At 67.7% G+C, this 26970-nt stretch carries 28 protein-coding genes; 13 read left to right on the forward strand and 15 right to left on the reverse strand.

Annotated elements, in window-relative coordinates:
• Positions 1-42: 42 nt before the first annotated feature.
• From coaE to PYV00_RS08560, 4 genes are read right to left on the reverse strand one after another with little or no spacing between them, the layout of a single operon-like run.
• Positions 43-645, reverse strand: a complete 603-nt coding sequence (gene coaE / locus PYV00_RS08545; RefSeq protein ID WP_275227858.1) for a dephospho-CoA kinase — start codon at positions 643-645, stop codon at positions 43-45.
• A 7-nt stretch (positions 646-652) separates the two neighbouring features.
• Complete coding sequence (locus tag PYV00_RS08550) at positions 653-1486, reverse strand: shikimate dehydrogenase family protein (protein ID WP_275227859.1); 834 nt, start codon at positions 1484-1486, stop codon at positions 653-655.
• Positions 1483-2067, reverse strand: coding sequence for a Maf family protein (locus PYV00_RS08555; protein WP_275227860.1), 585 nt, complete (start codon positions 2065-2067; stop codon positions 1483-1485). The genes PYV00_RS08550 and PYV00_RS08555 overlap by 4 nt, the downstream gene beginning before the upstream one ends.
• A complete protein-coding gene (locus tag PYV00_RS08560; protein WP_275227861.1) occupies positions 2064-2909 on the reverse strand; it encodes a pyruvate, water dikinase regulatory protein in 846 nt (281 codons plus the stop codon). Before PYV00_RS08560 ends, PYV00_RS08555 begins: the two co-directional genes overlap by 4 nt.
• A 331-nt stretch (positions 2910-3240) precedes the next feature.
• Here PYV00_RS08560 and hemE point away from each other — a divergent pair, with 331 nt between their 5' ends.
• From hemE to PYV00_RS08585, 5 genes are all read left to right on the forward strand, one after another.
• Complete coding sequence (gene hemE / locus PYV00_RS08565; protein WP_275227862.1) at positions 3241-4278, forward strand: uroporphyrinogen decarboxylase; 1038 nt, start codon at positions 3241-3243, stop codon at positions 4276-4278.
• A gap of 32 nt (positions 4279-4310) precedes the next feature.
• Positions 4311-4754 carry a CopD family protein gene (locus PYV00_RS08570; RefSeq protein ID WP_275227863.1) on the forward strand — a complete coding sequence of 148 codons (444 nt, stop codon included), beginning with the start codon at positions 4311-4313 and terminating at the stop codon, positions 4752-4754.
• Between the two features lie 88 nt (positions 4755-4842).
• Positions 4843-5205, forward strand: a complete 363-nt coding sequence (locus PYV00_RS08575) for a hypothetical protein (protein ID WP_275227864.1) — start codon at positions 4843-4845, stop codon at positions 5203-5205.
• 218 nt (positions 5206-5423) lie between these two features.
• The gene (gene rho / locus PYV00_RS08580; RefSeq protein WP_275227865.1) at positions 5424-6680 is read left to right on the forward strand and encodes a transcription termination factor Rho; all 1257 of its coding nucleotides are present in this window, start codon (positions 5424-5426) and stop codon (positions 6678-6680) included.
• 28 nt (positions 6681-6708) lie between these two features.
• Complete coding sequence (locus PYV00_RS08585) at positions 6709-7419, forward strand: YjbE family putative metal transport protein (protein WP_275227932.1); 711 nt, start codon at positions 6709-6711, stop codon at positions 7417-7419.
• 12 nt (positions 7420-7431) lie between these two features.
• On the opposite strand, the gene PYV00_RS08590 is transcribed toward PYV00_RS08585, so the two are convergent.
• Positions 7432-9015: an FMN-binding glutamate synthase family protein gene (locus tag PYV00_RS08590; RefSeq protein ID WP_275227866.1), complete on the reverse strand. Its 1584-nt coding sequence runs from the start codon at positions 9013-9015 to the stop codon at positions 7432-7434.
• Positions 9016-9019: 4 nt separating this feature from the next.
• Positions 9020-9718 carry a dienelactone hydrolase family protein gene (locus PYV00_RS08595; RefSeq protein ID WP_275227867.1) on the reverse strand — a complete coding sequence of 233 codons (699 nt, stop codon included), beginning with the start codon at positions 9716-9718 and terminating at the stop codon, positions 9020-9022.
• A 104-nt stretch (positions 9719-9822) separates the two neighbouring features.
• Between PYV00_RS08595 and PYV00_RS08600 the strand changes: the two genes are divergently transcribed.
• The 6 genes from PYV00_RS08600 to PYV00_RS08625 all read left to right on the forward strand — a co-directional run bounded on the left by PYV00_RS08600 (position 9823) and on the right by PYV00_RS08625 (position 15718).
• Positions 9823-10098 (forward strand): DUF6489 family protein, encoded by a 276-nt coding sequence (locus PYV00_RS08600; protein WP_275227868.1) that lies wholly within the window; start codon positions 9823-9825, stop codon positions 10096-10098.
• 39 nt (positions 10099-10137) lie between these two features.
• Complete coding sequence (gene mnmE, locus PYV00_RS08605; RefSeq protein WP_275227869.1) at positions 10138-11415, forward strand: tRNA uridine-5-carboxymethylaminomethyl(34) synthesis GTPase MnmE; 1278 nt, start codon at positions 10138-10140, stop codon at positions 11413-11415.
• A 73-nt stretch (positions 11416-11488) separates the two neighbouring features.
• Positions 11489-13336: a tRNA uridine-5-carboxymethylaminomethyl(34) synthesis enzyme MnmG gene (mnmG, locus tag PYV00_RS08610; RefSeq protein WP_275227870.1), complete on the forward strand. Its 1848-nt coding sequence runs from the start codon at positions 11489-11491 to the stop codon at positions 13334-13336.
• The gene (gene rsmG / locus PYV00_RS08615; RefSeq protein WP_275227871.1) at positions 13333-13971 is read left to right on the forward strand and encodes a 16S rRNA (guanine(527)-N(7))-methyltransferase RsmG; all 639 of its coding nucleotides are present in this window, start codon (positions 13333-13335) and stop codon (positions 13969-13971) included. The genes mnmG and rsmG overlap by 4 nt, the downstream gene beginning before the upstream one ends.
• Positions 13968-14744: a ParA family protein gene (locus PYV00_RS08620; RefSeq protein WP_275227872.1), complete on the forward strand. Its 777-nt coding sequence runs from the start codon at positions 13968-13970 to the stop codon at positions 14742-14744. The genes rsmG and PYV00_RS08620 overlap by 4 nt, the downstream gene beginning before the upstream one ends.
• Entirely contained in the window at positions 14741-15718 is a 978-nt protein-coding gene (locus PYV00_RS08625) for a ParB/RepB/Spo0J family partition protein (RefSeq protein ID WP_275227873.1), read from the forward strand. Before PYV00_RS08620 ends, PYV00_RS08625 begins: the two co-directional genes overlap by 4 nt.
• 51 nt (positions 15719-15769) lie before the next feature.
• On the opposite strand, the gene PYV00_RS08630 is transcribed toward PYV00_RS08625, so the two are convergent.
• Positions 15770-16483, reverse strand: coding sequence for a glycine zipper 2TM domain-containing protein (locus PYV00_RS08630; RefSeq protein ID WP_275227874.1), 714 nt, complete (start codon positions 16481-16483; stop codon positions 15770-15772).
• Between the two features lie 151 nt (positions 16484-16634).
• Positions 16635-17117, reverse strand: a complete 483-nt coding sequence (locus PYV00_RS08635; protein WP_275227875.1) for a GAF domain-containing protein — start codon at positions 17115-17117, stop codon at positions 16635-16637.
• A gap of 61 nt (positions 17118-17178) precedes the next feature.
• Between PYV00_RS08635 and PYV00_RS08640 the strand changes: the two genes are divergently transcribed.
• Positions 17179-18645, forward strand: coding sequence for a PQQ-dependent sugar dehydrogenase (locus PYV00_RS08640; RefSeq protein ID WP_275227876.1), 1467 nt, complete (start codon positions 17179-17181; stop codon positions 18643-18645).
• Positions 18646-18706: 61 nt separating this feature from the next.
• Here the strand turns inward: PYV00_RS08640 and PYV00_RS08645 are convergent, their stop codons facing one another.
• Positions 18707-19534 carry an ATP-binding protein gene (locus PYV00_RS08645; protein WP_275227877.1) on the reverse strand — a complete coding sequence of 276 codons (828 nt, stop codon included), beginning with the start codon at positions 19532-19534 and terminating at the stop codon, positions 18707-18709.
• Positions 19531-21270, reverse strand: coding sequence for an acyl-CoA dehydrogenase (locus tag PYV00_RS08650; RefSeq protein ID WP_275227878.1), 1740 nt, complete (start codon positions 21268-21270; stop codon positions 19531-19533). Before PYV00_RS08650 ends, PYV00_RS08645 begins: the two co-directional genes overlap by 4 nt.
• 48 nt (positions 21271-21318) lie before the next feature.
• On the opposite strand from PYV00_RS08650, the gene PYV00_RS08655 reads away from it, so the two are divergent.
• The gene (locus PYV00_RS08655) at positions 21319-22266 is read left to right on the forward strand and encodes an L-threonylcarbamoyladenylate synthase (RefSeq protein WP_275227880.1); all 948 of its coding nucleotides are present in this window, start codon (positions 21319-21321) and stop codon (positions 22264-22266) included.
• A 141-nt stretch (positions 22267-22407) separates the two neighbouring features.
• On the opposite strand, the gene PYV00_RS08660 is transcribed toward PYV00_RS08655, so the two are convergent.
• From PYV00_RS08660 to PYV00_RS08680, 5 genes are all read right to left on the reverse strand, one after another.
• On the reverse strand, positions 22408-22740 hold the full coding sequence (locus PYV00_RS08660; protein WP_275227881.1) for a hypothetical protein: 333 nt from the start codon (positions 22738-22740) through the stop codon (positions 22408-22410).
• A 129-nt stretch (positions 22741-22869) separates the two neighbouring features.
• Positions 22870-23403: a CarD family transcriptional regulator gene (locus PYV00_RS08665; protein WP_275227882.1), complete on the reverse strand. Its 534-nt coding sequence runs from the start codon at positions 23401-23403 to the stop codon at positions 22870-22872.
• Between the two features lie 288 nt (positions 23404-23691).
• The gene (fdxA, locus tag PYV00_RS08670) at positions 23692-24030 is read right to left on the reverse strand and encodes a ferredoxin FdxA (protein ID WP_275227883.1); all 339 of its coding nucleotides are present in this window, start codon (positions 24028-24030) and stop codon (positions 23692-23694) included.
• Between the two features lie 22 nt (positions 24031-24052).
• Entirely contained in the window at positions 24053-24343 is a 291-nt protein-coding gene (locus tag PYV00_RS08675; RefSeq protein ID WP_275227884.1) for an RNA-binding S4 domain-containing protein, read from the reverse strand.
• 22 nt (positions 24344-24365) lie between these two features.
• On the reverse strand, positions 24366-26912 hold the full coding sequence (locus tag PYV00_RS08680; protein ID WP_275227885.1) for a helicase-related protein: 2547 nt from the start codon (positions 26910-26912) through the stop codon (positions 24366-24368).
• Between the last annotated feature and the right edge of the window lie 58 nt (positions 26913-26970).

Below are 26970 nucleotides of genomic sequence, written 5' to 3' on the forward strand. Positions count from 1 at the left end.
ATATCTGCCTGACGGCGCCGCTGCGCAAGGCCTCGCGGGCGATTAATCGCGACCCGTGAGCGCGTGCACCAGCCGTTCGACCGCGCGCCGGGTTTGCGCCAGCGAAGCGCCCGTATCGATCACGTAATCGGCCCGCGCGCGCTTGTCCGCATCGGGCACCTGCAGCGCCAGGATCTGTTCGAATTTCTCCACCGTCATCCCCGGCCTCGCCAGAACCCGCTCCCGCTGCGCCGCCGCCGGCGCGCTGACCACGACGACCGCGTCGAGGCCTTGCGGCCCGCCTTTCTCGTAAAGCAGGGGTATATCGAAAACGATCAGGGCGCGATCCGCGTTTTCCCGCAGGAACGCCAGTCGCATCTCGCCGACCGCCGGGTGGACGATCGCTTCCAGCCGCGCCAGCTTGTCGCGATCGCCGAACACGGCGGCGCCCAGCTTGGCACGATCGACCCCGCCAGGTCCGGTCGTGCCGGGAAAGGCCGCCTCGATCGCGGGCAGGAGCGCGCCGCCGGGGCCCTGCAACTGGTGCACGGCGGCATCGGCATCGAACACCGGCACGTCGAGCCCGCGAAACATCGCCGCGACCGCCGACTTGCCCATGCCGATCGAGCCGGTGAGGCCGAGCACGAAGGGGCGCTGATCGCTCATGCGCCGCTCATGCCAGCAGCATCGCGCGCAGCCGCGCGTCGCAGGCGCGCGGGGCGGCCATGCCGAAGAAGCGGGCGAAAGCCGTCGCCGCCTGGCCGACCAGCATGACCAGCCCGTCCGATGTGGCAAGGGCCTGCCCGCGCGCGGCGAGCAGCAATCGGGTATCGAGCGGCGCGTAGACCATGTCGAAGACCAGCCCGCCCGGCGCCATCGCGCCCAGTTCCTCCAGCACGAATTCGGGCATTGCCGCTTGCCCGGTCATGCCCAGCTGCGTCGCGTTGATCAGCAGCGAACTGCCGGCGAGCCCGCCCGCGCCGGGCGCGAAAGGCAGGATCTCGGCCGCGAGCCCGCAATCGCGCGCGGCGGCGCGCGCCTGCTCGGGCCGGCGGGCCAGGATACGCACGCCGGCGCAAGGCGTGCCGGCCAGCAGCGCGAACGCCGCGCGCGCCGCGCCGCCCGCGCCCAGAACCGTGACGGTCGCGCCTTCCAGCGCCACACCGGCGATCGCCTCGGCAATGCCGTCCAGATCGGTGTTGGTGCCCAGCACCGTGCCGCTTTCATCGCGCAGCACGGTGTTGACCGCGCCGACCGCGCGGGCCCTGGCATCGACTGTGTCGAGCAGCGGCAGGATCGCTTCCTTGTGCGGGATCGTCACGTTACAGCCACGCCAGTTCCGATCGGTCCGCCGGCTGGCGATATAGTCGCCCAGTGCGTCCGGGCGGACGTGACAGGCGCGGTAATCGGCTTCGATCCCCAGCTGTTCCAGCCAGAAGCCGTGGATGCGCGGCGATCGGGAATGGGCGATCGGATCGCCGATCACTTCCGCGTAAGGCCGGGTCATCGGGCCAGCACGCCCAGTTCGCGCAGTGCGCCAAGAACGCGCAGCAGCGGCATTCCCAGCACGGTGAACTGGTCTCCCTCGATCTCGCAGAACAGTTGCACACCGCGCCCCTCGATGCGGAACACGCCGACACAGCCGGCCACAGCCGGCCATTCCGCCGCGAGATAGTCTTCGATGAATTGCTCTGACATATCAATTACATGCAATGACGCCATGGCATCATCCCGCCACAGCAAGGCCCCATCGCGCGCCAGCGCGGCGGCGCTGTGCAAGCGCATCGCGCGACCCGAGAAGAAGCGCAAGTGCTCGGCCGCCATGGCCCGGTCACGCGGCTTGTCGAAACGCCGGCCAGCGCATTCGACCAGCGAATCGCTGCCCAGCACGATCTCGCCCGGTGCCATGGCCGAAACCGCGAGCGCCTTGGCCTCGGCCAGCGCCAGCGCGATCACGCCGGGGGCGACATCGCCCATCGCCTGTTCGACCGCGCGTTCGTCCAGATCGGCGGGCTGGGCGCGAAAGGGAATGCCCGCCGCCTCCAGCATGGCCCGGCGCGAGGCACTTTGCGAAGCGAGCACGATCATATCGGCTTGGGCCCGCCTTGCCCGGCCTCGCTCGATGCCTTGCGCTCGTTATAGAGGTTGATCACCGCCGCGGCAGTTTCCTCGATCGAGCGGCGCGTGACGTCGATCACTGGCCACGAATTGTCGGCGAACATGCGGCGGGCGTATTTCACTTCGCTCGAAACCTTGTCGCCATCGACATAATCGGTATCGGGCGACTGGCTGAGCGAGAGCAGGCGGTTGCGGCGGACCTGCACCAGCCGCTCGGGCGCGGTCGTAAGGCCGACCACCAGCGGACGGCGCAGGCCGAACAGGGCAGGGGGCGGCGGGCTTTCCACCACGATCGGAATGTTCGCCACCTTGTAGCCGCGGTTGGCCAGGTAGATGCTGGTCGGCGTCTTGGATGTGCGTGAAACCCCGGCCAGCACGATATCGGCATCTTCCCAATCTTCCCAGGCGATCCCGTCGTCATGCGCGATGGTGAACTGGATCGCGTCGACGCGGGCGAAATAGGCTTCGTCCAGCTTGTGCTGGCGGCCGGGCCGGCCCTTGGCTTCCTGGCCCAGCAGATCCTCCAGCGCGTCGGTCACGCCATCGAGCACCGCGATCGCAGGCAGGCCCAGCGACTGGCAGCCCGCTTCCAGCCGGCCGCGCGTCTCGGTATTGACCAGCGTGAAGAAGACGAGGCCGGGATTGGCCGATATCTCGCCCATGATCCGATCGAGATGCTGGTGCGAGCGCACCATCGGCCAGAAATGGCGGATCACGTCGGTATCGTCGAACTGGGCGAGCGCGGCCTTGGCAATCATCTCCAGCGTCTCGCCCGTGGAATCCGACAGGAGGTGCAGATGGTAACGCGTCATGGACGGTGCCGGGGTCCTGCCGGTAGCCTTGTGGATAACGGACGCATAAACCACGGGAGAGTTCCGGTGACAACTCGCCGGTGCGATTTGCTCCCCGCTGACGGCTGTGGCGCTGCCCGGTTGTGGACAGGCCGGGCCGATCCTGCACAGGCTGGGGATAAGGCGAACAAGCTTTGCTTGACCGTGCCGTGACGGGGAGTCGCACCGGCAGTTCGGTCTGTTCATCGCCGGACAAATCGGGCAAGGCGCGCCCGTCCCCGCTATCCACAGGACCAACAGACTCCATCAACCTTATATAATACTATTCTTATTTGATTGGATCTTCGACGCGATGCCCGGTCTCCTCCTTGAAACCCTGCGCGGAAGCTCTGCGAAACCGCGTCCAGTCTGGCTCATGCGGCAGGCCGGCCGCTACCTTCCCGAATACCGCGCCTTGCGCGCCGAGAAGGGCGGATTCCTCGCGCTGGTCTATGATACCGACGCGGCGGCGGAAATCACGCTCCAGCCGCTGCGGCGCTTCGGACTGGATGGGGCGATCCTGTTTTCCGATATCCTGATCGTGCCTTACGCGATGGGCCAGAACCTGGAATTCCTCGCGGGCGAGGGGCCGCGCCTTTCGCCCCGGCTGGTCGATACCGCGCTGGCCGCGCTGTCGCCAGTGCCCGAGCGGCTGAGCCCGATCTACGAGACGGTGGCCAAGGTGCGCGCGCAACTGGGCCCGGACAAGACCCTGCTCGGTTTCGCCGGCAGCCCGTGGACCGTCGCGACCTACATGGTGGCGGGCGAAGGCAGCCGCGACCAGCATGAGACGCGCGGCCACGCCTATCGCGATCCCGGTGCGTTCCAGGCGATCATCGACGCGATCGTCGCGGTGACGGTGGAATACCTGTGCGGCCAGATCGCCGCTGGCGCCGAAGCCGTGCAATTGTTCGATTCCTGGGCAGGCAGCCTGGCCCCGGCCGAGTTCGAGCGCTGGGTGATCGCGCCCAACGCGGCCATCGTGACGGCGCTGAAGGCGCGCTATCCGCAAGTGCCGGTGATCGGCTTTCCCAAGGGCGCGGGCGAAAAGCTGGTCGCCTATGCGCGCGAGACCGGCGTGGATGCGCTGGGGCTCGACGAGACGATCGACCCGTGCTGGGCCCATGCCGTGCTGCCGCAGGGCCTGCCGGTGCAGGGCAATCTCGACCCGTTGCTGCTGCTTTACGGCGGCGGCGCGAGCGGCGGGGAGCTTGACCGGCAAGTCCATCGCATCCTCGATGCCTTCGCCGATCGTCCGCACGTGTTCAATCTGGGCCACGGCATCGGCAAGGAGACGCCGATCGCGCATGTGGAGCATCTTTTGTCCACGGTTCGGCAATGGCGGGGCTGACGCCGCCGGCCATTCCGCGCTAAATGCGAGTCATGGAGCAGATGCTGCAGATGACCTATCTCTGGCTCAAGGCGGGCCACATCATTTTCGTGATCTTCTGGATGGCCGGGCTGTTCATGCTGCCTCGGTTTTTCGTCTATCATCAGGAGGCCACGCCCGGCTCGCCGGAAAACGCGGTCTGGGTGGAGCGCGAGGCGCGGCTGCGCCGGATCATCCTGATGCCTTCGCTGATCGTCGTGTGGATTTTCGGGCTGACGCTGGCTTACAGCACCGGGGCATTCCACCAGGGCTGGTTCCACGCCAAGCTGCTGCTGGTCGTGTTGCTGAGCGGCTATCACGGCTGGCTTGTCGCTTATGCGAAGAAGCTGGCGCGCGGGGAGCGGCCTTTCACCGGCAAGCGCCTGCGCCTGCTGAACGAGGTTCCGGGGCTCGCTGCCGCGCTGATCGTGGTGCTCGCGGTGGTCAAGCCGTTCTAGAAACTCGCCGCGCGCTTCGATTCAGGGCATCTTCCCAGGGGCCGGACAATTCCGTCGGGCCGGGAAGCCCATCAGGAGTATCCGCGTTATGATCCTGCCGCTTGCCGCCGCCTCGCTTGCGGTCCTGTCTCCGGCGGATGAAGCGGATCTGCGCTGCATCGCCATCTTCGCGCTTTCGGGCGCGCAGAAGAATGCCGAAAAAAGCGAGGATACGGCGGGTTTCGTCGGCGCGATGATGTATTTCCTCGGGCGGATCGAGGGGCGAACCTCCGGGTTCGATCTGGAAGGCCAGATGACCCGGCTGCTGACCGGCGATGCTTATTCGCCGGCCGCGATCGAGGCTGATGCCGCGCGGTGCGGGCAGGAAATGATGCAGCGCGGGGCCGAGCTGGAGAAAGTCGGCAATGCCTTGCAGCACTTCGGCCAGTCGGCCCGACAGTCCGACAAATAACGCCGGGCCCAGTGTGGTTCGATGCGTGGTTCGATACGGGAGCCGATCGCGCACAAGCGTTCGTTTCACAGATCATGCGTTGACCGCGAGCCGGGCAGGCCTTATCTGGGCGGTGTTCCGGCAACAGGCCAGCAGACACACTTGCGCGCCTCGATCCGCTTTCCCCAAGCCCTTACGATTGGCCGGCCGCACACTCCTTCCACCCGGAATCGATAACAATGCATCTTAAAGAACTGAAAAAGAAATCATCGGCCGAACTGGTCGAAATGGCCGAGGACCTGGGCGTCGAAGGCGCCTCGACGATGCGGCGGCAGGATCTCATGTTCGCGATCCTCAAGGAAGTCGCCGAAGACGGCGAGGAAATCATGGGTCTTGGCACCATCGAAGTGCTGACCGACGGTTTCGGCTTCCTGCGCAGCCCTGAGGCGAATTACCTTGCCGGCCCCGACGATATCTACGTTTCGCCCAACCAGGTCCGCAAATGGGGCCTGCGCACGGGTGACACGGTCGAGGGCGAAATCCGTGCCCCGCGCGACGGCGAACGCTATTTCGCCATCACCAAGCTGACCACGGTCAACTTCGACGATCCCGATGTGGTTCGCCACCGGGTCAACTTCGACAACCTGACGCCGCTTTACCCCGACCAGCGCTTGCGGCTCGATTCGCTCGACCCCACGATCAAGGACAAGTCCGCGCGGGTGATCGATCTCATCTCGCCGCAGGGCAAGGGCCAGCGCGCGCTGATCGTCGCGCCGCCGCGCACCGGCAAGACGGTGCTGCTGCAGAACATGGCCAAGGCCATTACCGACAATCACCCGGAAGTCTTCCTGATCGTCCTGCTGATCGACGAGCGGCCCGAGGAAGTCACCGACATGCAGCGCTCGGTGAAGGGCGAGGTGATCTCCTCGACCTTCGATGAGCCCGCCCAGCGCCACGTCCAGGTCGCCGAAATGGTGATCGAGAAGGCCAAGCGCCTGGTCGAGCACAAGCGTGACGTGGTCATCCTGCTCGATTCGATCACGCGCCTGGGTCGTGCCTACAACACCGTGGTGCCAAGCTCGGGCAAGGTGCTGACCGGCGGTGTCGATGCCAACGCGCTGCAGCGCCCGAAGCGCTTCTTCGGCGCGGCGCGCAACATCGAGGAAGGCGGCTCGCTTTCGATCATCGCCACTGCGCTGATCGATACCGGCAGCCGCATGGACGAAGTCATCTTCGAGGAATTCAAGGGCACCGGCAACTCCGAGATCGTGCTGGACCGCAAGGTGGCGGACAAGCGCATCTTCCCGGCGCTCGATGTCGGCAAGTCCGGCACGCGCAAGGAAGAGTTGCTCGTTCCCAAGGACCAGCTCTCCAAGATGTGGGTGCTGCGCCGCATCCTCATGCAGATGGGCACGGTCGACGCGATGGAATTCCTGCTCGACAAGATGAAGGACTCGAAGACCAACGAGGACTTCTTCGACGCGATGAACCAGTAAGCGAAGGCGACTGGTCTTGGATATCCTGATGACGCTGGCCGCGGCGATCCCTTCGCTGGGTGGCCCGGGCGAGATCTGGCAGCACATCGTCGCCGATTTCTCCAACATCACCGAACCGGCCGCGCTGGCCGCGTTCGGCCAGGTGCTGATGATCGACCTGCTGCTGGCGGGCGATAACGCGATTGTCGTGGGCGCGCTGGCCGCCGGATTGCCGGCGGCGGATCGCAAGAAGGTTATCCTGATCGGCATCGGCGCCGCGCTGGTCCTGCGCATCGGCTTTGCCCTGGCGGTAACCTGGCTGCTGGGCATTGTCGGGCTGATCTTCGCGGGCGGGCTGCTCTTGCTGTGGGTCGCCTGGAAGTTCTGGCGCGAACTGCATCACGGGGGCGAAAGCGAAGGCTCGCCCGAGATCGCGGGCGACGAGGACAGCGGGTTGAAGCCGGCGCGCAGCTTCGTCGGCGCGGCCTGGGCAGTCGCGGTCGCCGACGTTTCGATGAGCCTCGACAACGTGCTCGCGGTCGCCGGCGCGGCGCGCGCGCATCCGGGCATCCTGATCGTCGGCCTGCTGCTCTCGGTGATCCTGATGGGCATCGCGGCCAACATCATCGCCAAGTATATCGAGCGCTATCGCTGGATCGCCTACATCGGGCTCGCCGTGATCCTCTACGTCGCGGTGAAGATGATCTACGAGGGCTGGGTGGACCCTTCGCTCGGCGTGGCTTCGCTTTTCGCAGGCTGATCCCCGTTCAGCTCACGCGCGCCGGAACGTGTCGGCGCGCGCATTGCGCCAGGCGCGGGCATAGCTGGTGCTGTCGGGATCTTCGAGCAACTGGCCGGGCCGGAGGAACTCGTAGACTTCGTCGAGCGGGCCGGCCTTGGCGCTGTCGATGCGCTGGAACATGTCATGGTGCGTCAGCGCCCAGGGATTTTCCAGCCCCATCGCCACCAGGATCTCGCGCAGGGCCTTCAGCGTCTCGGCATGGAAGCGGGCGACGCGTTCGGCCTTCTCCTCGATGACGAGGCCCTGCTGGCGCCAGGCTTCCTGTGTCGCCACGCCCGTCGGGCAATTGCCGGTGTGGCATTTCATCGACTGGACGCAGCCCAGCGAGAACATGAAGGCCCGCGCGGCATTGCACCAGTCCGCCCCCAGCGCGATCGCCCGCGCCATGCCCGCGCCCGAATGGACCTTGCCCGAAGCGCCCAGGCGGATGCGATCGCGCAAATTGGTGCCGACCAGCGCGTTGCCCATGTGGATCAGCCCCTCGCGCAAGGGCATCCCGACATTGTCGGTCAATTCCTGCGGCGCGGCGCCGGTGCCGCCTTCGGCCCCGTCGATCACGATGAAATCGGGCGTGATGCCGGTTTCGACCATGGCCTTGCACAGCGCCATCACCTCGTGCGGCTGGCCGATGCACAGCTTGAAGCCGGCGGGCTTGCCGCCCGACAGGCGGCGCAGCTCGACAATCCATTCAAGCAGGCCGATCGGCGTCGAGAAGGTGGAGTGCGCGGCGGGCGAAAGGCAATCCTGCCAGGGCTCCACCTTGCGCGCGTCGGCGATCTCGGGTGTCACCTTGGGGCCGGGCAGCACGCCGCCATGGCCGGGCTTGGCGCCCTGGCTCAGCTTGATCTCCACCATCTTGACCTGATCGGCGCTGGCCTGGGCCGCGAACTTTTCGGGATCGAAGCCGCCATCGCGCGTGCGGCAGCCGAAATAGCCGCTGCCGATCTCCCAGATCAGATCGCCGCCATGCTTGCGGTGATAGGTGCAGATGCCGCCCTCGCCGGTATCCTGCGCGAAGCCGCCCAGCGCGGCGCCCTTGTTCAGCGCTTCGACCGCGCGCGCCGAAAGCGAGCCGAAGCTCATCGCTGAAATGTTCAGCAGCGAGGATTCGTAGGGCTTGAGGCAATCGGGCCCGCCGATGCGCAGGCGCCAGCTGGCCGGCGCCTGCTCGGTGGGGACGATCGAATGGCCCAGCCACTCGTATTCGTCGGAATAGACGTCCAGCTCGGTGCCCATCGGGTGGGTCGAGATCGCCCCCTTGGCGCGGGCATAGACCAGACTGCGCTCATCGATGGTGAACGGGCGCCCCTCGCGATCGCTCTCGACGATATAGGCGCGCAGGAACGGGCGCAGATCCTCGAACAGCCAGCGCACCCGCGCGATCAGCGGATAATTGCGCCGCAACGCGTGGCTGCCTTGCAGGAAATCCCACAAGGCGATGGCCAGCAGTGGCACGAACAGCACCAGCGCCCAGCGCAGCGGCGGGACGAACCAGCACAAGGCCACGGCCGCCACCAGGAACAGCGGCACGGTGTAGCGGGGCGCGTTGGGCATCGGCTTAGCCGAGATGCGCGGCGAAGAACGCGGCGGTCCGCTCGTCGGCCAGAGTCGCGGCGGCTTCGTCGCGGCGCGTGCCGATCTCGGCGGCGAAGCCGTGATCGAGCCCGGCGTAATCATGAAGCGTCACGCGCGGGTGATCGTCCAGCCCTTCGTGCATCGCCTTCTGTGCTTCGGCGGGCACGAAGCCGTCGGCGGTGGGGATGTGCAGCATCAACGGGCGGGCGATTGCATGCTTCTCGCCCAGCATCTGGTCGATGCCGACGCCGTAATAGCCGACCGAAGCGTCGATATCGGTGCGCGCCGCCGTCATATAGGCGATCTTGCCGCCCATGCAGTAACCGACGAGGCCGACCTTGGGCACGCCCATCTCGCGGCGGGCCCAGTGGATCACCGCTTCGATATCGCGGATGCCCAGGTCGAAATCGTGCTTCATCATGTAGCCGACCGCTTCCTGGAACTGTTCGGGCACATCGGCATCGAATTCGACGCCGGGCTTCTGCCGCCAGAACGTGTCGGGCGCGATCGCCAGATAGCCGCGCGCCGCCCAGCCATCGGCCTTCTTGCGGATGCCGGCATCGACGCCGAAAATCTCCTGCTGGACGATGATCGCGCCGCGCGGCGTACCTTGGGGCGTGGCAACATAGGCGGGGATCATGCCATCGCCATCGAGCGTGGGAATCTGGGTGTTTGTGGTCATGGGGCTCTCCTCAAGTGCGTTTGTGTCAGGGAGTAAGCGCGGGCGATGGACTTTGCCAAGCGTATGTGTCAGCAATAGTGCAGAATTCCGCCGAGGAGAGGCCGATGAAGGTGAATGTCGAGGTCGAGTGCTCGCCCGAGGAGGCCCGGCGCTTCCTGGGCCTGCCGGACATCACCAAGGCCAACGAGGTCTATGTGGACGCGGTCGCCAATGCGATGCAGGGCGTCGGCAATTTCGACCAGCTTCAGGAACTGGCCAAGCAAGTCGCGCCGATGAGGCAACTGGGCCTCAAGCTGTTCCAGCAATTGATGGAAAGCGGCGCGGCCATGGCGATGAGTGGGGCCGGCACCGGGTCCGCCACCAGGAAGGATGGCGACTAGGCCAGCCGTTCCCCCGGCTGACGGGGACTTTGCACAGCGATGACGGATACGATTTTCGCGCTTTCGAGCGGGGCGCCGCCTTCGGCCATCGCGGTCCTGCGGATCAGCGGGCCGGCGGCGGGAACGGCGCTGCGTCTGCTGGCCGGCGGCGTGCCGCCCGCGCGGCGCGCCAGCTATCGCCGTCTGCGCGATGGTGCGGGTGAGACGCTGGACCAGGCCATCGTGCTGTGGTTTCCCGGATCGGACACGGCGACGGGCGAGGATCTGGCCGAGATGCACTTGCACGGCGGCCGCGCGGTGATCGCGGCGGTGGAGCGCGCACTGGCCGCGTTGCCCGAGTTGCGTCGCGCGACTTCGGGTGAGTTCACGCGCCGCGCCTTCGCCCATGGCCGGATCGACCTTGCCGAAGCCGAAGGACTGGCCGACCTGCTGTCCGCCGAAACCGAGATGCAGCGGCGCAGCGCGCTCGCCATGGCCGGCGGCGAATTCTCACGGCTGGTGGAAGGCTGGCGCGAGCGGGTGCTGGCGGCGTCCGCGCTGGTCGAATCGGTGCTCGATTTCGGCGACGAGGACGATGTTTCCGGGTTGCCGGCGGATTTCACCGCGCGAGTGGCGGCATTGCGCGGCGAAATCACCGCTTGGCTCGATCGCCCGCGCGCGGAACGCTTGCGCGAAGGCTTCCGGGTGGTGCTCGCGGGGCCGCCTAACGCGGGAAAAAGCACGCTTTTCAACGCATTGGTCGAGGATGAGGCGGCGATCACCGCGCCTGTCGCCGGCACCACGCGCGATGTTATCACGCGTGCGGTGGCGATTGGCGGGGTGCCATTCCTGTTTGCCGATACCGCTGGCCTCCACGAAGGCGCCAGCGACGCCATCGAAGTGATCGGCATCGCGCGCGCGCGCTCGGAATTCGATCGGGCAGACCTGGTGCTCTGGCTGGGGGCGGAAGGTGAGGGGCCGGAAGGGGCGTGGGAGATCACGGCGCAAGTCGATCGGCGCGGGCATCCGGCCAAGGCGGCGGCGCGGCATCGGGTATCGGCCGTGACGGGCGAGGGGCTCGGCGATCTGCGCGCGGCGCTTGTCGCGGCGGCGCGCGCTGCCCTGCCCAAGCCCGGCGAGGCGGCGCTCAATGCGCGGCAACACCGTTTGCTGGCTGATGCCGCCGTCGCGCTGGGCGATGCCTTGCATCAGGGCGATCCCTTGCTGGTGGCGGAAGGCTTGCGCCAGACCCGGGTCGCTTTCGATGCGCTGATGGGCCGGACCACCACAGAGGATATGCTCGATACGCTGTTCGGGCGCTTCTGCATCGGCAAGTGACGTGTATGTTTCACGTGGAACAGCGCCGCGCGCTTTGACCCGTCCGGTCGCTTCGGGTAAGGCGGCAGCCATCATGCACAACTTTGACGTGATCGTGATCGGCGGCGGACATGCCGGCTGTGAAGCGGCTGCCGTTGCGGCACGGATGGGTGCGCGCGCCGCGCTGGTCAGCTTCAATCTCTCCACGATCGGCGCGATGAGCTGCAACCCGGCAATCGGCGGTCTGGGCAAGGGCCATCTGGTGCGCGAGGTCGATGCCTTCGACGGCCTGATCGCGCGCGCGGCCGATGCGGCGGCGATCCATTACCGGATGCTCAACCGCTCGAAGGGCAGTGCGGTCCAGGGGCCACGCGTCCAGGCGGACCGGCGTTTGTTCAGGGCGGCGATCCAGCGGTTGCTGAAGGAACAAGGCGATCTCACGCTGATCGAGGGCGAGGCGGCGGCCTTGGTGCTCGCGCAAGGCCGCGTGGCCGGCGTCGACCTTGCCGACGGCACGCGGCTTGCCGGCAAGGCGGTGATCCTGTGCACGGGCACGTTCCTGGGCGGCAAGCTGTTCCGGGGTGAAGAGCGCATCGTCGGCGGCCGGATCGGCGAATCTTCGGCCCTTGTCCTCGCGGCCCAGTTGCGGGAAGCGGCGCTGCCGATGGCGCGGCTCAAGACGGGCACACCGCCCCGGCTTGACGGTCGCACGATCGACTGGGCCCGGCTGGAGGAACAGCCTTCGGACGGTGAGGGCTGGACGATGTCGGCGATGGGGCAGGGGCGGGTTAACCCGCAGCTCGCCTGCGCGATCACCCGCACCAATCCGCACAGCCATGCCGTGATCCGCGACAACCTGCATCGCTCGCCTTTGTTCTCCGGCGCGATCGACGCGCGCGGGCCGCGCTATTGCCCTTCGATCGAGGACAAGATCCATCGCTTCGCCGATCGCGATGGGCACCAGGTTTTCCTGGAGCCCGAGGGGCTCGATTCCCGGCTGATCTATCCGAACGGCGTGAGCACATCGCTTCCTTCCGAGGTTCAGCTTGAAATGCTGCGCACGATGGAGGGGCTGGAGCGGGTCGAGATGGTGCTGGCCGGCTACGCGGTGGAATACGATCACATCGATCCGCGCGCGCTGCGGCCCAGCCTGGAACTGCGCGACATTCCCGGCCTCTATTGCGCGGGTCAGATCAACGGCACCACGGGGTATGAGGAAGCCGCGGCGCAAGGGCTGGTCGCCGGGCTGCACGCGGCCGGGGCGGTGCACGATCGCGATGTGAGCGTGCTTGATCGGTCGAACAGCTATATGGCGGTGATGATCGATGACCTGACATTGCACGGGGTGAGCGAGCCCTATCGGATGCTGACCGCGCGCGCCGAATACCGCTTGCGGCTGCGTGCCAACAATGCCGCGACCCGGCTGACGCCGCTGGCCTTGAAGGCCGGCGCGGTGGGCGAGGCGCGGCGGGACTGGTTTGCCCGGCGTGAGGAACGGCGCGACGGGATCGACCGTGCGTTCGACACGATTGTGCCGGCGGTCGATCTCGCGCGTGCGGGCCTGCCGGTGCGCAACGACACCGGACACTTGCCGATTCGCGAATGGTTGCGGTTTGGTGGGGTCGATCTTGCCGCGCTGACCCCGTGGCTCGATGCCGAAGCACTGGCCGATGGCGATCTGGCGGATGAGGCGGCGGAAGACGCGGCCTATGCGCCTTATCTCGATCGGCAGGAGCGCGAGCTGCGCGAGTTGCGCGCGAGCGAGGCCTTGCCGCTGCGCGATGACTTTCCTTACGGCACGGTCCCCGGCCTCTCGCGCGAGATGGTCGAACGGCTTGACCGGGCACGCCCGGCGACGCTTGCCGCGGCGGGCCGCGTGCCCGGCGTGACGCCGGCGGCGCTTGCTGCCTTGCTGGTCCACGCCCGCCGCGAGGCCGCGTGATCGGGGACGAAGCGGCGGCCAAGGCGTGGCTACGTACGCTGCCCGCTTGCGATGACCTGGCGATAGAGCGGCTCGAACGCCTCGTCGCGCTGCTGCGTGAGGAGAACGCGCGGCAGAACCTGGTGTCGGAGGCCAGCCTGGAACAAGTGTGGCAAAGGCATATCGCCGATAGCGCGCAGCTTCTCACACACGTTCCACGTGAAACATCGCCATGGCTCGATCTGGGCACCGGGGCGGGGTTTCCCGGTCTCGTGGTCGCCACGCTCTTACCCGAAACCGAAGTCCGCATGATCGAATCGCGTGCGCGGCGAGTCGATTGGCTGGAACGCGCGCGCTGTGATCTCGGCCTCGATTCGGCGGTGGTGATCGGTGAGCGGCTCGAGAATGTCCCGGCGTTCACCGCAAAGGTGATTTCCGCACGCGCCTTTGCACCACTTGAGCGATTGCTTGCGTTATCCGCGCGCTTTTCCACAAGCGACACACATTGGCTGTTGCCCAAGGGCCGGTCGGCGGTCCAAGAATTGCGAGACCTCCGCAAATGGCGGCATATGTTCCACGTGGAACAGTCGCTAACCGATCCCGATGCCGGGATCATTGTTGGAACACTGGCCGGCAGGAAGGGAACGAGCACGTGATACGCGTTGCAATCGCCAACCAGAAAGGCGGCGTGGGCAAGACGACAACGGCCATCAATGTCGCCACGGCGCTGGCGGCGACCGGCTGGAAAACCCTGCTGCTCGATCTCGATCCGCAAGGTAATGCGTCCACCGGGCTTGGCTTGCCATCGTCCGCCCGCGAGCGGTCTTCCTATGACATCCTGGTCGATCAGGCGCCGGTGGAAAGCTGCATCGTGCCGAGCCAGATTCCCAACCTCGATATCATCCCGGCCACGGTGGACCTGTCCGGCGCCGAAGTCGAACTGGTGGGGGCGGACGATCGCGCGCATCGGCTGAGCAAGGCGCTGCGCAGCGATTTCGGCTATGATATCTGCCTGGTCGATTGCCCGCCGTCGCTGGGCCTGCTCACGCTCAATGCGCTGACCGCCGCCGATACGCTGCTGGTGCCCCTGCAGTGCGAATTCTTCGCGCTGGAAGGGTTGAGCCAGCTTCTCCAGACCGTCGAGCGGGTGCAGCAGCGTTTCAATCCCGAACTGGGCATCATCGGCATTGCCCTCACCATGTTCGATCGCCGCAATCGGCTGACCGATCAGGTCTCGGAAGACGTGCGTTCGTGCCTGGGCAAGCTGGTGTTCGAAACGACCATCCCGCGCAATGTCCGATTGTCCGAAGCGCCGAGCCATGGCTTGCCGGCGCTGATCTATGACCATGCCTGCGCCGGCAGCCGCGCCTACATGGCGCTGGCCCGCGAACTGATCGCCCGCCTGCCCGAAAAGAGGAAAGCCGCATGAGCGACGATCAGATTGTGCGAATCTCGGCCCGGGCCCCGCAGGATGCATCACCGCCCCGGCAGAAGCCCAAGGGGCTGGGGCGCGGCCTGGGCGCGCTGATGGGCGAGACGCGGCGCGAGGAACCGCTGGCGCCGTCTCCGTCCACTGGTGGAGATCGGCCCGCGACCGTGACGACGGGATTAGCCATGCTGCCGATCGCGGAAATCTCGCCGCACCCGGACCAGCCGCGCCGCTATTTCGATGAAGCCGCGCTGGAAGAGCTTGCCGCCTCGATCGCGCAGCGCGGCGTGATCCAACCGGTGATCGTGCGGGCCATGGACAATGGCCGTTACCAACTGGTTGCCGGCGAACGCCGCTGGCGCGCGGCGCAGAAAGCGCGGCTGCACGAAATCCCAGCGCTGGTGCGCGAACTGTCCGAGCGCGAGGTCATGGCGCTGGCGCTGATCGAGAACCTGCAGCGCGAGGATCTGAACCCGATCGAGGAAGCGCGCGCCTATAACCGGCTGGCCGAATTCGAAGGGCTGACGCAGGCCGAGATCGCCCGGATGGTCGACAAGAGCCGCAGCCATGTCGCCAATTTCCAGCGCCTGCTCGCGCTGCCCGAGCCGGTGATCGCGCTGGTGGAAAAAGGCGCGCTGTCGATGGGCCATGCGCGCGCGCTGATCGGATCGGACGAAGCCGAAGCGATCGCCGAGGCCGCCGTTGCCAGGCAGATGTCGGTGCGCGAAGTGGAAAAGCTGGTGCGCAAGAAGGCGCGTGGCGATGCGGCGGCTCCGCGGCGCGCGCGCACCGCGCGCGATCCGGCGGACGATGCCGATATCGCGGCGGTGCAGGGGCACCTTGAGGAATTCCTTGGCCTGCCCGTGCGGATCAGCGCCGATGCCGATCCCAAATCGGGCACCGTGACGATCCGCTATGGCACGCTGGATCAGCTCGACCTGATCTGCCAGCGCCTGACCGGCGGATCGATCTGACCAATCCGCCGATTATCGCTTTGAAATATATGGATTAATTTCCGACCGACATCACTTGATCGGGACGACCTTCACGCGCTTGTCGGGCACCACCTTGACGGGCTTGCGCGGAGCGGGGCGAGGGCGAGGGCGGACCGGCACGTCTTCATAGACATATTCGATGGTCTCAGTGCATTCCGGCTCCGCCCGCCGGACCGGCACCATCATCACCGGGGCGGACATGCAGCACCCGTTGCCATAGCCATAGGCCGGATAGCCATAGCCGTACCCCGGATAGCTCGCGCCATAGGCATAGCCGGGGTAGCCGTAACCCGGATAGCCCCGGCTGTATTGCGCGTAGTAATCGTCGAGATAGGCTTCGCATTCGTCACGCGAACGGCCCTGGTCCTCGGCCTTGTCGATCGCCATGCCGGCGGCGGCACCTACCGCCGCGCCCGCGATCGTGCCGACGGTGCGATCGCCCTTGCCGGCGATGCGGTTGCCGGCAACCCCGCCGATCAGGCCGCCGATCGCCGCGCCGCCCAGCCCGTTGTCGCGATGCGAGACGCGCTGACGGCAATCCGCCAGCCATGCCGCGCGGGCCTGCGGGTCGATCATCGGTTGGCGGGGCATCGCGTGGCCGGGATAGCCATCCGGGCGGTCTTCGTGCCATTCGGGCCGGTCATCGCGATGATGGCCATCGTGGGCAAAGGCCGGCGCGGCGCCGAAAACGATCATCGCGGCCGCCGCGGCGGATGCGGTCTGGGCAATCTGGCGAAGGCGCATGGCTCTCCCTTTCGCGTAACGCAAAAGCCGGAAGGATTCCGGCGTTAACGCGAAATTTAGCACTCTAAAGCGGGGAAGACCAAGCGTGGTAGCTAACGATAGCTAACGCTGTCCCGTTTCGGTGCAGCCTGGGCGGGGATGTGACGGCGATTCAGATCGCGCGCGCGGCGACTTGCGCGAGCCATTCGATGCCGGCCGCGTCCGCTTCGTCGAAGCGCGCGGGCTCGGGACTGTCGAGGTCGATCACGGCGATGACCTTGCCGTGCGCCAGCACCGGCACGACCAGTTCGGACCGGCTGTCCGCGTCGCAGGCGATATGCCCGGGAAAGGCATGGACATCGGCCACAAGCTGCGTCGCGCCGGTCGCGGCGGCCGTGCCGCACACACCCCGGCCGAAGGGAATGCGGATGCAGGCCGGCTTGCCGATGAACGGGCCCAGCACCAACTCATCGCCGACCGCACGATAGAATCCGGCCCAGTTGAGCCGGGGGACGAATTGCCAGATCAGCGCGGCGATGTTCGCCATGTTGGCGACGGTGTCACGCTCCCCCTCGACCAGCGCATCGGCGGCACGGGCCAGCGCGTTGTACAACATGGGCTTGGGCTGATCGGGATCGGCGGCAAAGTCGAACATCGGCGCCGGAATAGCGCAACGGGCGGTTGCCGCATAGGCCGGCCCGGCCTATTTCAGCGCCATGCGCCCCATCCTCAAAAAACTGCTCGTCGCCCTTGGCATCCTTGTCGTGCTGATCGGAGCCTTCATCGGCTATGTCTGGTACGGCAGTCCATCGGACAAGCCGATCGAGGCGACGATGGGCAAGGAGCCCTTGCTGGTCGAGCCGGAACCGCGCCGCATTCCCGCCGTGAGCCTGGTCAAGCCGGTGGGCTGGGCGGCCAACGAGGCGCCGCTGCCGGCCAAGGGCCTCGCGGTGGCGCGCTTCGCCGAAGGGCTCGACCATCCGCGCACGATGCTGACGTTGCCCAATGGCGATGTGCTTGTCGCCGAAACCAGTTCGCCGCCGCGCGCGGGCGGCGGGATCGCCGGCTATTTCATGAAGCTGGCGATGAACCGGGTGGGCGCCGGCGAGGCTTCGCCCAACAAGATCGTGCTGCTGCGCGACGGCGATGGCGACGGCAAGGCCGAACAGCGCTTCGATTTCCGCAGCGCGGACATGCAATCGCCGTCGGGCATGGCCTATGGCGACGGCACGCTCTACATCGCCAATCATGACGCGGTGCTGGCTTTCGCCTTCCAGCCCGGCGTGACGCGACTGGCCGGCCGGCCCCGGCAAGTGATGGAACTGCCGGCGGGCGGCAATCACTGGATGCGCAACCTGCTGTTGAGCCCTGACGGCAAGCACCTCTACGTCGCGGTCGGATCGGCGACGAACATCGCCGACGAAGGCATGGAAGCCGAATCGGGCCGCGCCGCGATCTGGGAAATCGACACCGACACCGGCCGCCGCCGCCAATACGCGGCGGGGATGCGCAATCCCAACGGCATGGCCTGGAACCCCTCGACCGGGGAGATGTGGGCCGTGGTGCAGGAGCGCGACATGCTCGGCCCCGATCTGGTGCCCGATTACCTCACGAATGTGCCGGTCGGCGCGCAGTATGGCTGGCCGTGGGTCTACTGGAAGAACAATTTCGACGATCGCGTGCAGTGGCCCATGGAAACCTACATGCTCGAATATACGCGCAAGCCCGAATACGCGATGGGCGCGCACGTTTCGGTCCTGGGGCTGGTGTTCTCGGCCAGCGGCAACCTGATGGGCGATGCCTTTGCCAACGGGGCTTTCATCGCGCGGCATGGTTCGTGGAACCGCCAGCCGCCCGCCGGCTATGACCTGGTCTTCGTGCCGTTCGACGCCAACGGCAATCCGAACGGCAAGGCGGTGCCGGTGCTGTCCGGCTTCCTCAAGCCCGGCACGGGCGAGACCCGTGGCCGCCCGACCTGGCTGGCCTGGGACGGCAAGGGCGCCTTGCTGCTCAGCGACGATACCGCCGGCGTGATCTGGCGCGTGCTGGCGCCCGGCGCCAGGCCATCGGCGGGGCCCCGCCCGGTCGTCACCGGGCACATGCAGCCGCAGCAGGAGATCAAGGACCCGACGCGGCAGTTCGAGGCCGATTTCTCCGGCGGCGCGGACCGGCAATTGCCTTGAGGGCCCGGCCGTCGCGGCGGGCCATCCGGTCGTCGCACGGCCCCGCCCGGATTCCCCGGCCCTAGATCGCCCTGCCCGCGCGGCCGGCCAGTTCCACGACATATTGCCAGGCGACGCGGCCCGAGCGGGCACCGCGCCGTTTTGACCATTCGAGCGCGTCGGCCTGCTCCCAGTCGAGCGCCAAGTCCTCGGCATAGCCGGCAATGATCGCGAGGTAATCGTCCTGGCTGCAATTGTGGAAGCCGATCGAAAGGCCGAAGCGATCGGCCAGCGCCAGCCGGTCGTCCACCGCGTCTCGCGGATTGATCGGGTCGTCCTGCTCGGACAGGGTGCGGGCCACGATCGCCCGGCGGTTTGACGTCACCGCCAGCCGGACATTGCCCGGCCGTGCCTCGACGCCGCCTTCCAGCCATGAGCGCAGCAGCCGGGGGCCGTTGCCATCGCCTTCCTCGAAGCCGAGATCATCGACGAAGACGAGGAAGCGTCGATCGACATGCCCCAGCGTGGCGAACAACGCGCTCACGCCCGACAGGGCTTCCTGCGCCACTTGCACCAGCGCGAGGCGACCCGCATGAGTCTGCTGCGCGGCCTTCACTGCCGCGCGCAGCACGGCCGACTTGCCCATGCCGCGTGAGCCCCACAGCAGCATGTCGTGCGCCGCGTGCCCCGCCGCGAGGCGCGCGACATTGGCCACCACCGTTTCCTTCTGCCGCTCGATCCCGCGCAGCAGGGCGAGGGCCGGGGCATCGAGCCGGTCCACCGCGCGCGCCGCGCTGCCGGTCCAGACATAGGCCGGCGCGGCCAGCCAGTCGGTCGGCACCGGCGCGGGCGGGCTCAGCCGTTCGAGCGCATTGGCGATACGGGCCAGAGGATCGCCCTGATCGGTCATCGCGCCAGCTCCTCGGCGGAAAGCGCATAGAGCAGCCCGGCACCGCCTATCGCGGCCTGTTTCAGCCCGCGCGCCTCGGGCACCAGATGGTCCAGGAAATAGCGCGAAACCACGTCCTTGGCGCGCGCCAGCGAATCGCCGCCAGTCGCCTTGGCGGCGCGGGCCTGCCGCAGCAATTGCCAGCCGGCGATCGCGCTGGCGCACATGGCGAGGAACGGCACGCTTCCCGCCAGCTTGTCGTCAAGGCTGGCGGCCGATCCCATCCACTCGCCGATCGCCTTGCAATCCTTGCACAAATCGGCAAGCGCCATGACGTCATCCGCGTCCGCCGCGATCTCGTCCAGCAAGGCGAAGAGCACGCCGCCGCCCTCCATGCCCAGCTTGCGCGTGACCAGATCGGCGGCCTGGATGCCGTTGGTTCCTTCATAGATCGGCGCGATCCGCGCGTCGCGCAGGTGCTGCGCCGCGCCGGTTTCCTCGATGAAGCCCATGCCGCCGTGGACCTGGATGCCCAGGCTGGCCACTTCGACGCCGATGTCGGTGCACCACGCCTTGACCAGCGGCACCAGCAGATCGGCGCGGCGATGCGCGGCACTATCGCCCAGCGTGCCGCGATCGACTTGCCCGGCGGTGTAATAGAGCAGGGCGCGCGCGCCTTCGGTCAAGGCCCGCATCCGCAGCAGCATTCGCCGCACGTCGGGATGCTCGACAATGGCCACCGGGGTCTTGTCCCCCGCGCCGGCCCGCGCCGATTGCACGCGTTCGCGGGCATAGGCCCCGGCTTGCTGCAAAGCGCGCTCGGCGATCTGCACGCCTTGCGCGCCGACATTGATCCGCGCGTGGTTCATCATCGTGAACATGGCGCGCAGGCCGCCGCATTCCTCGCCCACCAGTTCGCCGATGCATTCGCCGTTGTCGCCATAGCTCATCACGCAAGTGGGCGAGGCGTGGATGCCCAGCTTGTGCTCCAGCCCCACGGCGCGCAAGTCGTTGCGCGCGCCAAGCGTGCCATCGGGTTCCACGTGGAACTTGGGGACGATGAACAGCGATATGCCTTTTGATCCGGCGGGCGCGCCGGGCGTGCGGGCCAGCAGCAGGTGGATGATGTTCCGCGTCAGTTCGTGCTCGCCCCAGGTGATGAAGATCTTGGTGCCGGCGATGCGATACTTGCCGGCGTGGGGCCCTGTGGCGATCGGCGTCGCGGTGGTGCGCAGCGCGCCGACATCGCTGCCGGCCTGTGGCTCGGTAAGGTTCATCGTGCCGGACCATTCGCCCGTCACGATCTTGGGAAGGTACAGGGCCTGCTGCGCTGCGCTGCCGTGGTGGACCAGCGCCTCGATCGCGCCCAGCGTCAGCATGGGCAGCAGCGAAAAGGCCATGTTGGCCGTGCCCAGGTTCTCGAACGCGGCGATGGCGAGCGCGAGGGGCAGGCCCTGTCCGCCCTGGTCCTCCGGTGCGGCCATGCCGCCCCATCCTGCCTCGACATAAGCGCGATAGGCCGCGGCGAACCCTTCGGGCAGGGACACCCCGCCTTCGGCCAGCCGCGCGCCCTCGCTATCGCCGATCCGGTTGAGCGGCGCCCATTCGCCGGCCGCGAACTGGCCGGCGCCCGCGACGACCGCTTCGATCAGATCGTCGCTGGCCGCCGCGAAGCGGGCGTGGCTGGCCAGTTCGGCGATTCCGGCGCTGATGCGCAGGGCGAAGACTTGTTCCTCGGTCGGGGGCGTGAAGCTCATGGTATGCTTTTCCTTGGCATTCTTTCCGCTCGCCTATAGCGGCGGGTCATGCCGGGCACCAGCCGACCCCAGATACTTGCCGCTGATCCGCGCGGGATTGCCGTGGCGGCGGCGCGCTTGCGCGCGGGCGGGCTTGTCGCGCTGCCGACCGAGACCGTCTATGGCCTGGCCGCGCGGGCCGATGCCGCTGCCTCGGTCGCCGCGATCTATCGTGCCAAGGGCCGGCCCGATTTCAATCCGCTGATTGTCCATGTGGCCGATGTCGCGGCGGCGGAGCGGCTGGCCGTGTTCGATGCGCGCGCCCATCGCCTGGTCGAACGCTTCTGGCCCGGCGCGCTGACCATGGTCCTGCCGCGCCGCGCCGATGCCGCGCTGGCCGCCGCCGTGACGGCGAACCTGCCAACGGTCGCGCTGCGCTGCCCCGCGCATCCGGTGATGCGCGCGGTGCTGCGCGCGGCGGGGGTGCCGCTGGCGGCGCCATCGGCCAATCGCAGCGGCGCGGTGAGCCCGACGACGGCGGCGCATGTCGCGGCCTCGCTGGGCGATCGGGTGGATCTGGTGCTCGATGGCGGGCCTTGCGCGGCGGGGATCGAATCGACCATCGTCGCCTTGCGCGAAGGCGGGGGATGGCAAGTGCTGCGGCCCGGCCCGATCGCCGAGGCTGATCTGCGCGCGGTGCTGGGCGGCGCGGCCGAAGCCGTGACGTCAGCCGCGATCGAGGCCCCCGGCCAGCTTGCCAGCCATTACGCGCCCGGCAAGCCGGTGCGGCTGGATGCGTGCGCGGCCGGGCCGGACGAGTTCCACATCGGCTTTGGCGCCGTGCCGGGGGATGCCAATCTTTCGCCCACCGGCGATCTGGCCGAAGCCGCCGCGCGGCTTTACGCGTTGCTCCACGAAGCGGCCGGCGCCGCGCGGCCGCGCATCGCGGTGGCGCCGATCCCTTGGGAAGGCATCGGCGCGGCGATCAACGATCGGCTGCGCCGCGCCGCTGCTTAAGGGCCGCTCGCCATTCAGCCCTGAGGGCCTGCAAATGGCGATTTTCCGCGCTTCCGGTGCTCACGTACTATTGATACGCCGCGCTCCGCGCCGCAAAAAACCCCCATTTCCGGCACGTCATCTTCTGAATGGCGATCGGCCCTAACGCGGTTCGTAAGGCACGCCCGGCATCAGGTCCTGCATTTCGCTGTATTCCTCGCGCGCGCGGTCGCAGGCGTCGTCGTCGCCGTTTTCGCAATCGCGCATATGCCGGTCATGGGCGCGCTGGAGCTTGCCCAGCCGTTCCTCGCGCTTGCGGATTTCGCGGCCGCGTTTTTCATCGGCTTCGGACTGGCTGGTCGTCGCCAGGTCGACCGCCTTGCCGGCGACTCGCACGGGCGCGGTCGCCACGTCGATCACGGTCTTGGCAAGGCACCCCGAAAGCGCGGGCAGCGCGGCGAGGACAAGGGCGGCGGAGCAATGGGGGCGGGGCATGGCGGCGACAGTGCCACCGCCACCGTGTCGGGGCAATGAACGAAGCGGCGCGCGCCCACGCGGGCCCGGCAAACAGGAAGGCCGCCTCCTGGCGGAAGCGGCCTGCCGGGATCATCGCAACGCGCTGGTTCAGGCGGTTTCGGTGTTCTCGTAGTACTTGGGGGCGTGCTCGTTGAGGATTTCGAGGATCTTCCTGAGCGCGGCCGGTTCGTCGGTCTTTTCCATCGCCGCGAGCTCGCGGGCGAGGCGCGAGGACGCGGCCTCGAAGATCTGGCGTTCCGAATAGCTCTGCTCGGGCTGGTCGTCGGCGCGGAACAGGTCGCGCGTCACTTCCGCGATCGAGACGAGATCGCCCGAGTTGATCTTGGCTTCGTATTCCTGGGCGCGGCGCGACCACATGGTGCGCTTCACCTTGGGCTTGCCCTTCAGCGTATCGAGCGCTTCGCGCAGCGTCTTGTCCGAAGACAGCTTGCGCATCCCGATCGCTTCAACCTTGTTGACCGGGACCCGCAGCGTCATACGTTCTTTCTCGAACCGCAGAACATAAAGTTCGAGCTGCATCCCAGCGATTTCCTGGTTCTGAAGCTCGATAACCCGACCGACACCGTGCTTCGGGTAAACGACGTAATCTCCAACATCGAAGGCGTTGGCCTTGGCTGCCATGTATCGTCCTTTCACCTGCAGGCTTCGTAAAACAGCGCGACGGGGATGCGACCCCGGGGCGAGTGAAAGCCTTCGCCGCCGGTCAGATATGCATCCCAACCGTGTGCTTTCGAACCCTGCCTCTCAATGAAACGCCTGCCGAAATGGGCGGACGCCCCGGCAGCGAAGTCCGTATATAGCAGCGCTGTAACAAAATTGCCAGAGGCGAGAACGCCAGCGCGTCCGCCCCGTCCGGCATTGCTGGATCGGGGCCGGATCGGGACAGGCCTGACGGGGAAAGTTACCGGCTCAGTCGCCGGTGCCGGGCTCGGGCGAGAAGTACTTCTCGAACTTGCCGTCCTCGCCCTTGAACTCGTCCGCGTCGGCGGGCGAATCCTTCTTCGAGGTGAGGTTGGGCCATTCGGCGGAATACTTCGCGTTCAGCTCCAGCCATTGCTCCAGCCCGCTTTCGGTATCGGGCAGGATCGCTTCGGCCGGGCATTCCGGTTCGCAGACGCCGCAATCGATGCACTCGCTGGGGTTGATGACGAGCATGTTCTCGCCCTCATAGAAGCAGTCCACCGGGCAGACTTCCACGCAATCCATATACTTGCAGCGGATGCAGGCGTCGGTGACGACATAAGTCATGGCTGCGAAATCCCCTCTTCACCTACTCATTGCGACTGGCCGCTGCTATGGGATTCGCACGCGTCTCGTCAAGCACTCTATAGCACTCCTGCGCCTCGGGCGCGGGGCCGCGCCGCACCGGCAGGGCGCACACCTCGATCACGCGCACGCCGTGGCCGACCGGCAGGGTGAGCACGTCGCCGGGAGTGATCCTGGCGTGGGCGCGGTCGATTCTGCGGCCGTTGACGCGGATGTGCCCTTCCTCGGCCATGGCCTGCGCCACGCCGCGCGTCCGGGCCAGCCGCAGGAACCAGAGGAGCTTGTCGATCCTCATGCCGCGCACCGCCTGGGCGGCATCAGCGCACCAGCTCGGCCAGGGCGGCGAAAGCGCCATCCCGGCGCGCGGGCGGCGGCTGGGCGGCAACGACCTGCCGGCGCGGCGGCCGCCAACGCCAGCGCACCGGCGCCGGCGGGCCATGCGCGCCTTCGGCCAGCGGCCGGGCCATCACCGGCTGGAAACCGCCCAGGCGGAGCAGCCGCGCATAGCTGGCGGTGGTCAGCCCCATCGAAACCGCGCGCGAAGGGCTGAGCGCAAAAGGCCGCTTGCCCGCCGGCACGCGCGCGTCATGCGCCTCGCGCAGCAGCTTTTCGGCCATGTCGAGCCGGACGAGCTGCTGGCCCAGGTTGCGATAGCCGGGCGTGCGGTGCTGGCGCGTCGCCGGCAGCGCGGGCGGCATCGCCGCATCGGGCGCATCGCAGCGCGGCGGCTGGCCGGCCGCCGCCGCGATCTCGCGCCACAGCGCGATCGGGCCGGGCCGCAACATCGCAGGGGCGAAGATATCGAGCGCGCCCACCCGCACGCCCAGCCGGTTGAGCATCGCGCGCTGCGTCTTGTCGAGCCGGTCCACGGCGGATCGCTCGCGCTCGATCATGCCGCCGGCCTCCACCAGCGCGATCAGCAGCGCGCGCAGTTCCGGCCCCGCTTCGGGCGCGCGGCTGGCTGCATCGAGCTTGCGCAGCGGCGCCAGCGGTTCCAGCGCCTTGTCGAGCCAGACTTCGAGCGCGGCGATCAGGGGCTTGCGCGCGGGCGCCGGCAAGCCGTCCACCGCGCGCTCGGGTACGATCTGCGGCGTGAGCAGGCTGCGCCCCGGCGCTAGCCGGGCCAGCCGCTCCTCGTCCCAGACGATGACCCCCCGGTCGAGCCGCAGCGCCGGATCGCCGCGATGGATCGCCTCGACCAGCGCTTCGGCGCGCTGTTCCAGCAGGGCCGGCACGTGGCGTTCGGCCGCCGCCAGCAGCAGCTTGCGATCCGAATGGCGCGCGCCCGGATCGACGTGGAAGGTAAAGCCGCGCAAGCTGCCGATGTGCTCGCCCTCCACCAGCACTTCCTCGTCCTCCAGCCGCACCGAAAGCAGGCCGGCATCGGGGCCGAGCTTGCGCATCAGCACGGCGGTGCGCCGGTTGATGAAGCGTTCGGTCAGCTTGCCGTGCAGCGCGTCGGACAGGCGCGCTTCCACCGCGCGGGCGCGCGCCGCCATCTCGTCGCGCGCCAGCACCCAGTCGGGGCGCTGCGCGATGTAGGCCCAGCTCCTGATCGCGGCGATGCGGCCCTGCAAGGTGTCGATATCACCCGATGTGTTGTCGAGCTGGGCGATGGCCTGCGCCACGTAATCGGCGCCCAGCTCGCCATGGCGCAGATCCTGCCACAGCCGGGCGACGAAGCGCGAATGGGTTTCTGTGCCCTGCTGGCGGAAATCGGGCAGCGAGCAGGCTTCCCAGAAGCGCCGCACCATGCCGGGTGCGCGCAGCGTGTCGAGCACTTCGGGCTCGTCGGCCAGGCGCTTGAGCACGGCCAGGTCGATCGCCTCGGGCGCGGGGGCAAGCTCGGGCGCGTCGGGCGGGGCTTCCAGATCGGCGATCAGCGTGGCAATCGAATCGAAGCGCGGTTCCGGCTCGCGCCAGAACAGCCTGGTCAGCGGCGGGAAGCGGTGCTCCTCGATCGCGTAGACTTCCTCGTCGGCGAATTCGGCCGCGTGGTGCCCGCCCGCGAGCGTGCCGAACGTGCCGTCGCGCTGGTGGCGGCCGGCGCGGCCGGCGATCTGGGCCATTTCGGCCGTGGTCAGCCGGCGATGGCGCTGCCCGTCGAACTTGGCGAGCCCGGCGAAGGCGACATGCTCGATATCGAGGTTGAGGCCCATGCCGATCGCGTCGGTGGCCACGAGGTAATCGACCTCGCCCGACTGGTAGAGCGCGACCTGGGCATTGCGCGTCTGCGGGCTCAGCGCGCCCATCACCACCGCCGCGCCGCCCCGGAAGCGGCGCAGCATCTCGGCGATGGCATAGACCTGCTCGGCCGAGAAGGCGACGATCGCGCTGCGCGGCGGCACCCGGCTCAGCTTTTTCGCGCCGGCATGGCGCAGCGTGGAAAAGCGCGGGCGCGTGACGATCTCCGCTTCGGGCACGAGCGCGCGCACCATCGGTTCGAGCGTCGATGAACCCAGGATCATCGTCTCGTCGCGGCCGCGCGCGTGCAGCAGCCGGTCGGTGAAGATGTGCCCGCGCTCACGATCGGCGGCAAGCTGCGCCTCGTCGATGGCAACGAAGGCCAGGCTGTCATGGATCACCGGCATCGCCTCGGCGGTGCAGAGCAGCCAGCGCGCGTCCCTGGGCTCGATGCGCTCCTCGCCGGTGATCAGCGCGACGCGCGACGCGCCCTTGATTGCGCAGACCCGGTCATAGACCTCGCGCGCCAGCAGCCGCAGCGGAAAGCCGATCGCCCCGCTCGAATGCGCGCAAAGCCGCTCGATCGCGAGATGGGTCTTGCCGGTATTGGTGGGGCCAAGCACTGCCTTCACCTTCGGGGAGGCGGCGCTACGCGAACTGGCAGGCGGTCTGGAAACCATCTCGCAGCCAATCTGGCATTGCCGCTGGCCGCTAGCAAGTGGCGCGTTGCCGAGTCGC

The organism is Novosphingobium album (ex Liu et al. 2023) (genome assembly GCF_029076845.1).
Classification (GTDB): domain Bacteria; phylum Pseudomonadota; class Alphaproteobacteria; order Sphingomonadales; family Sphingomonadaceae; genus Novosphingobium.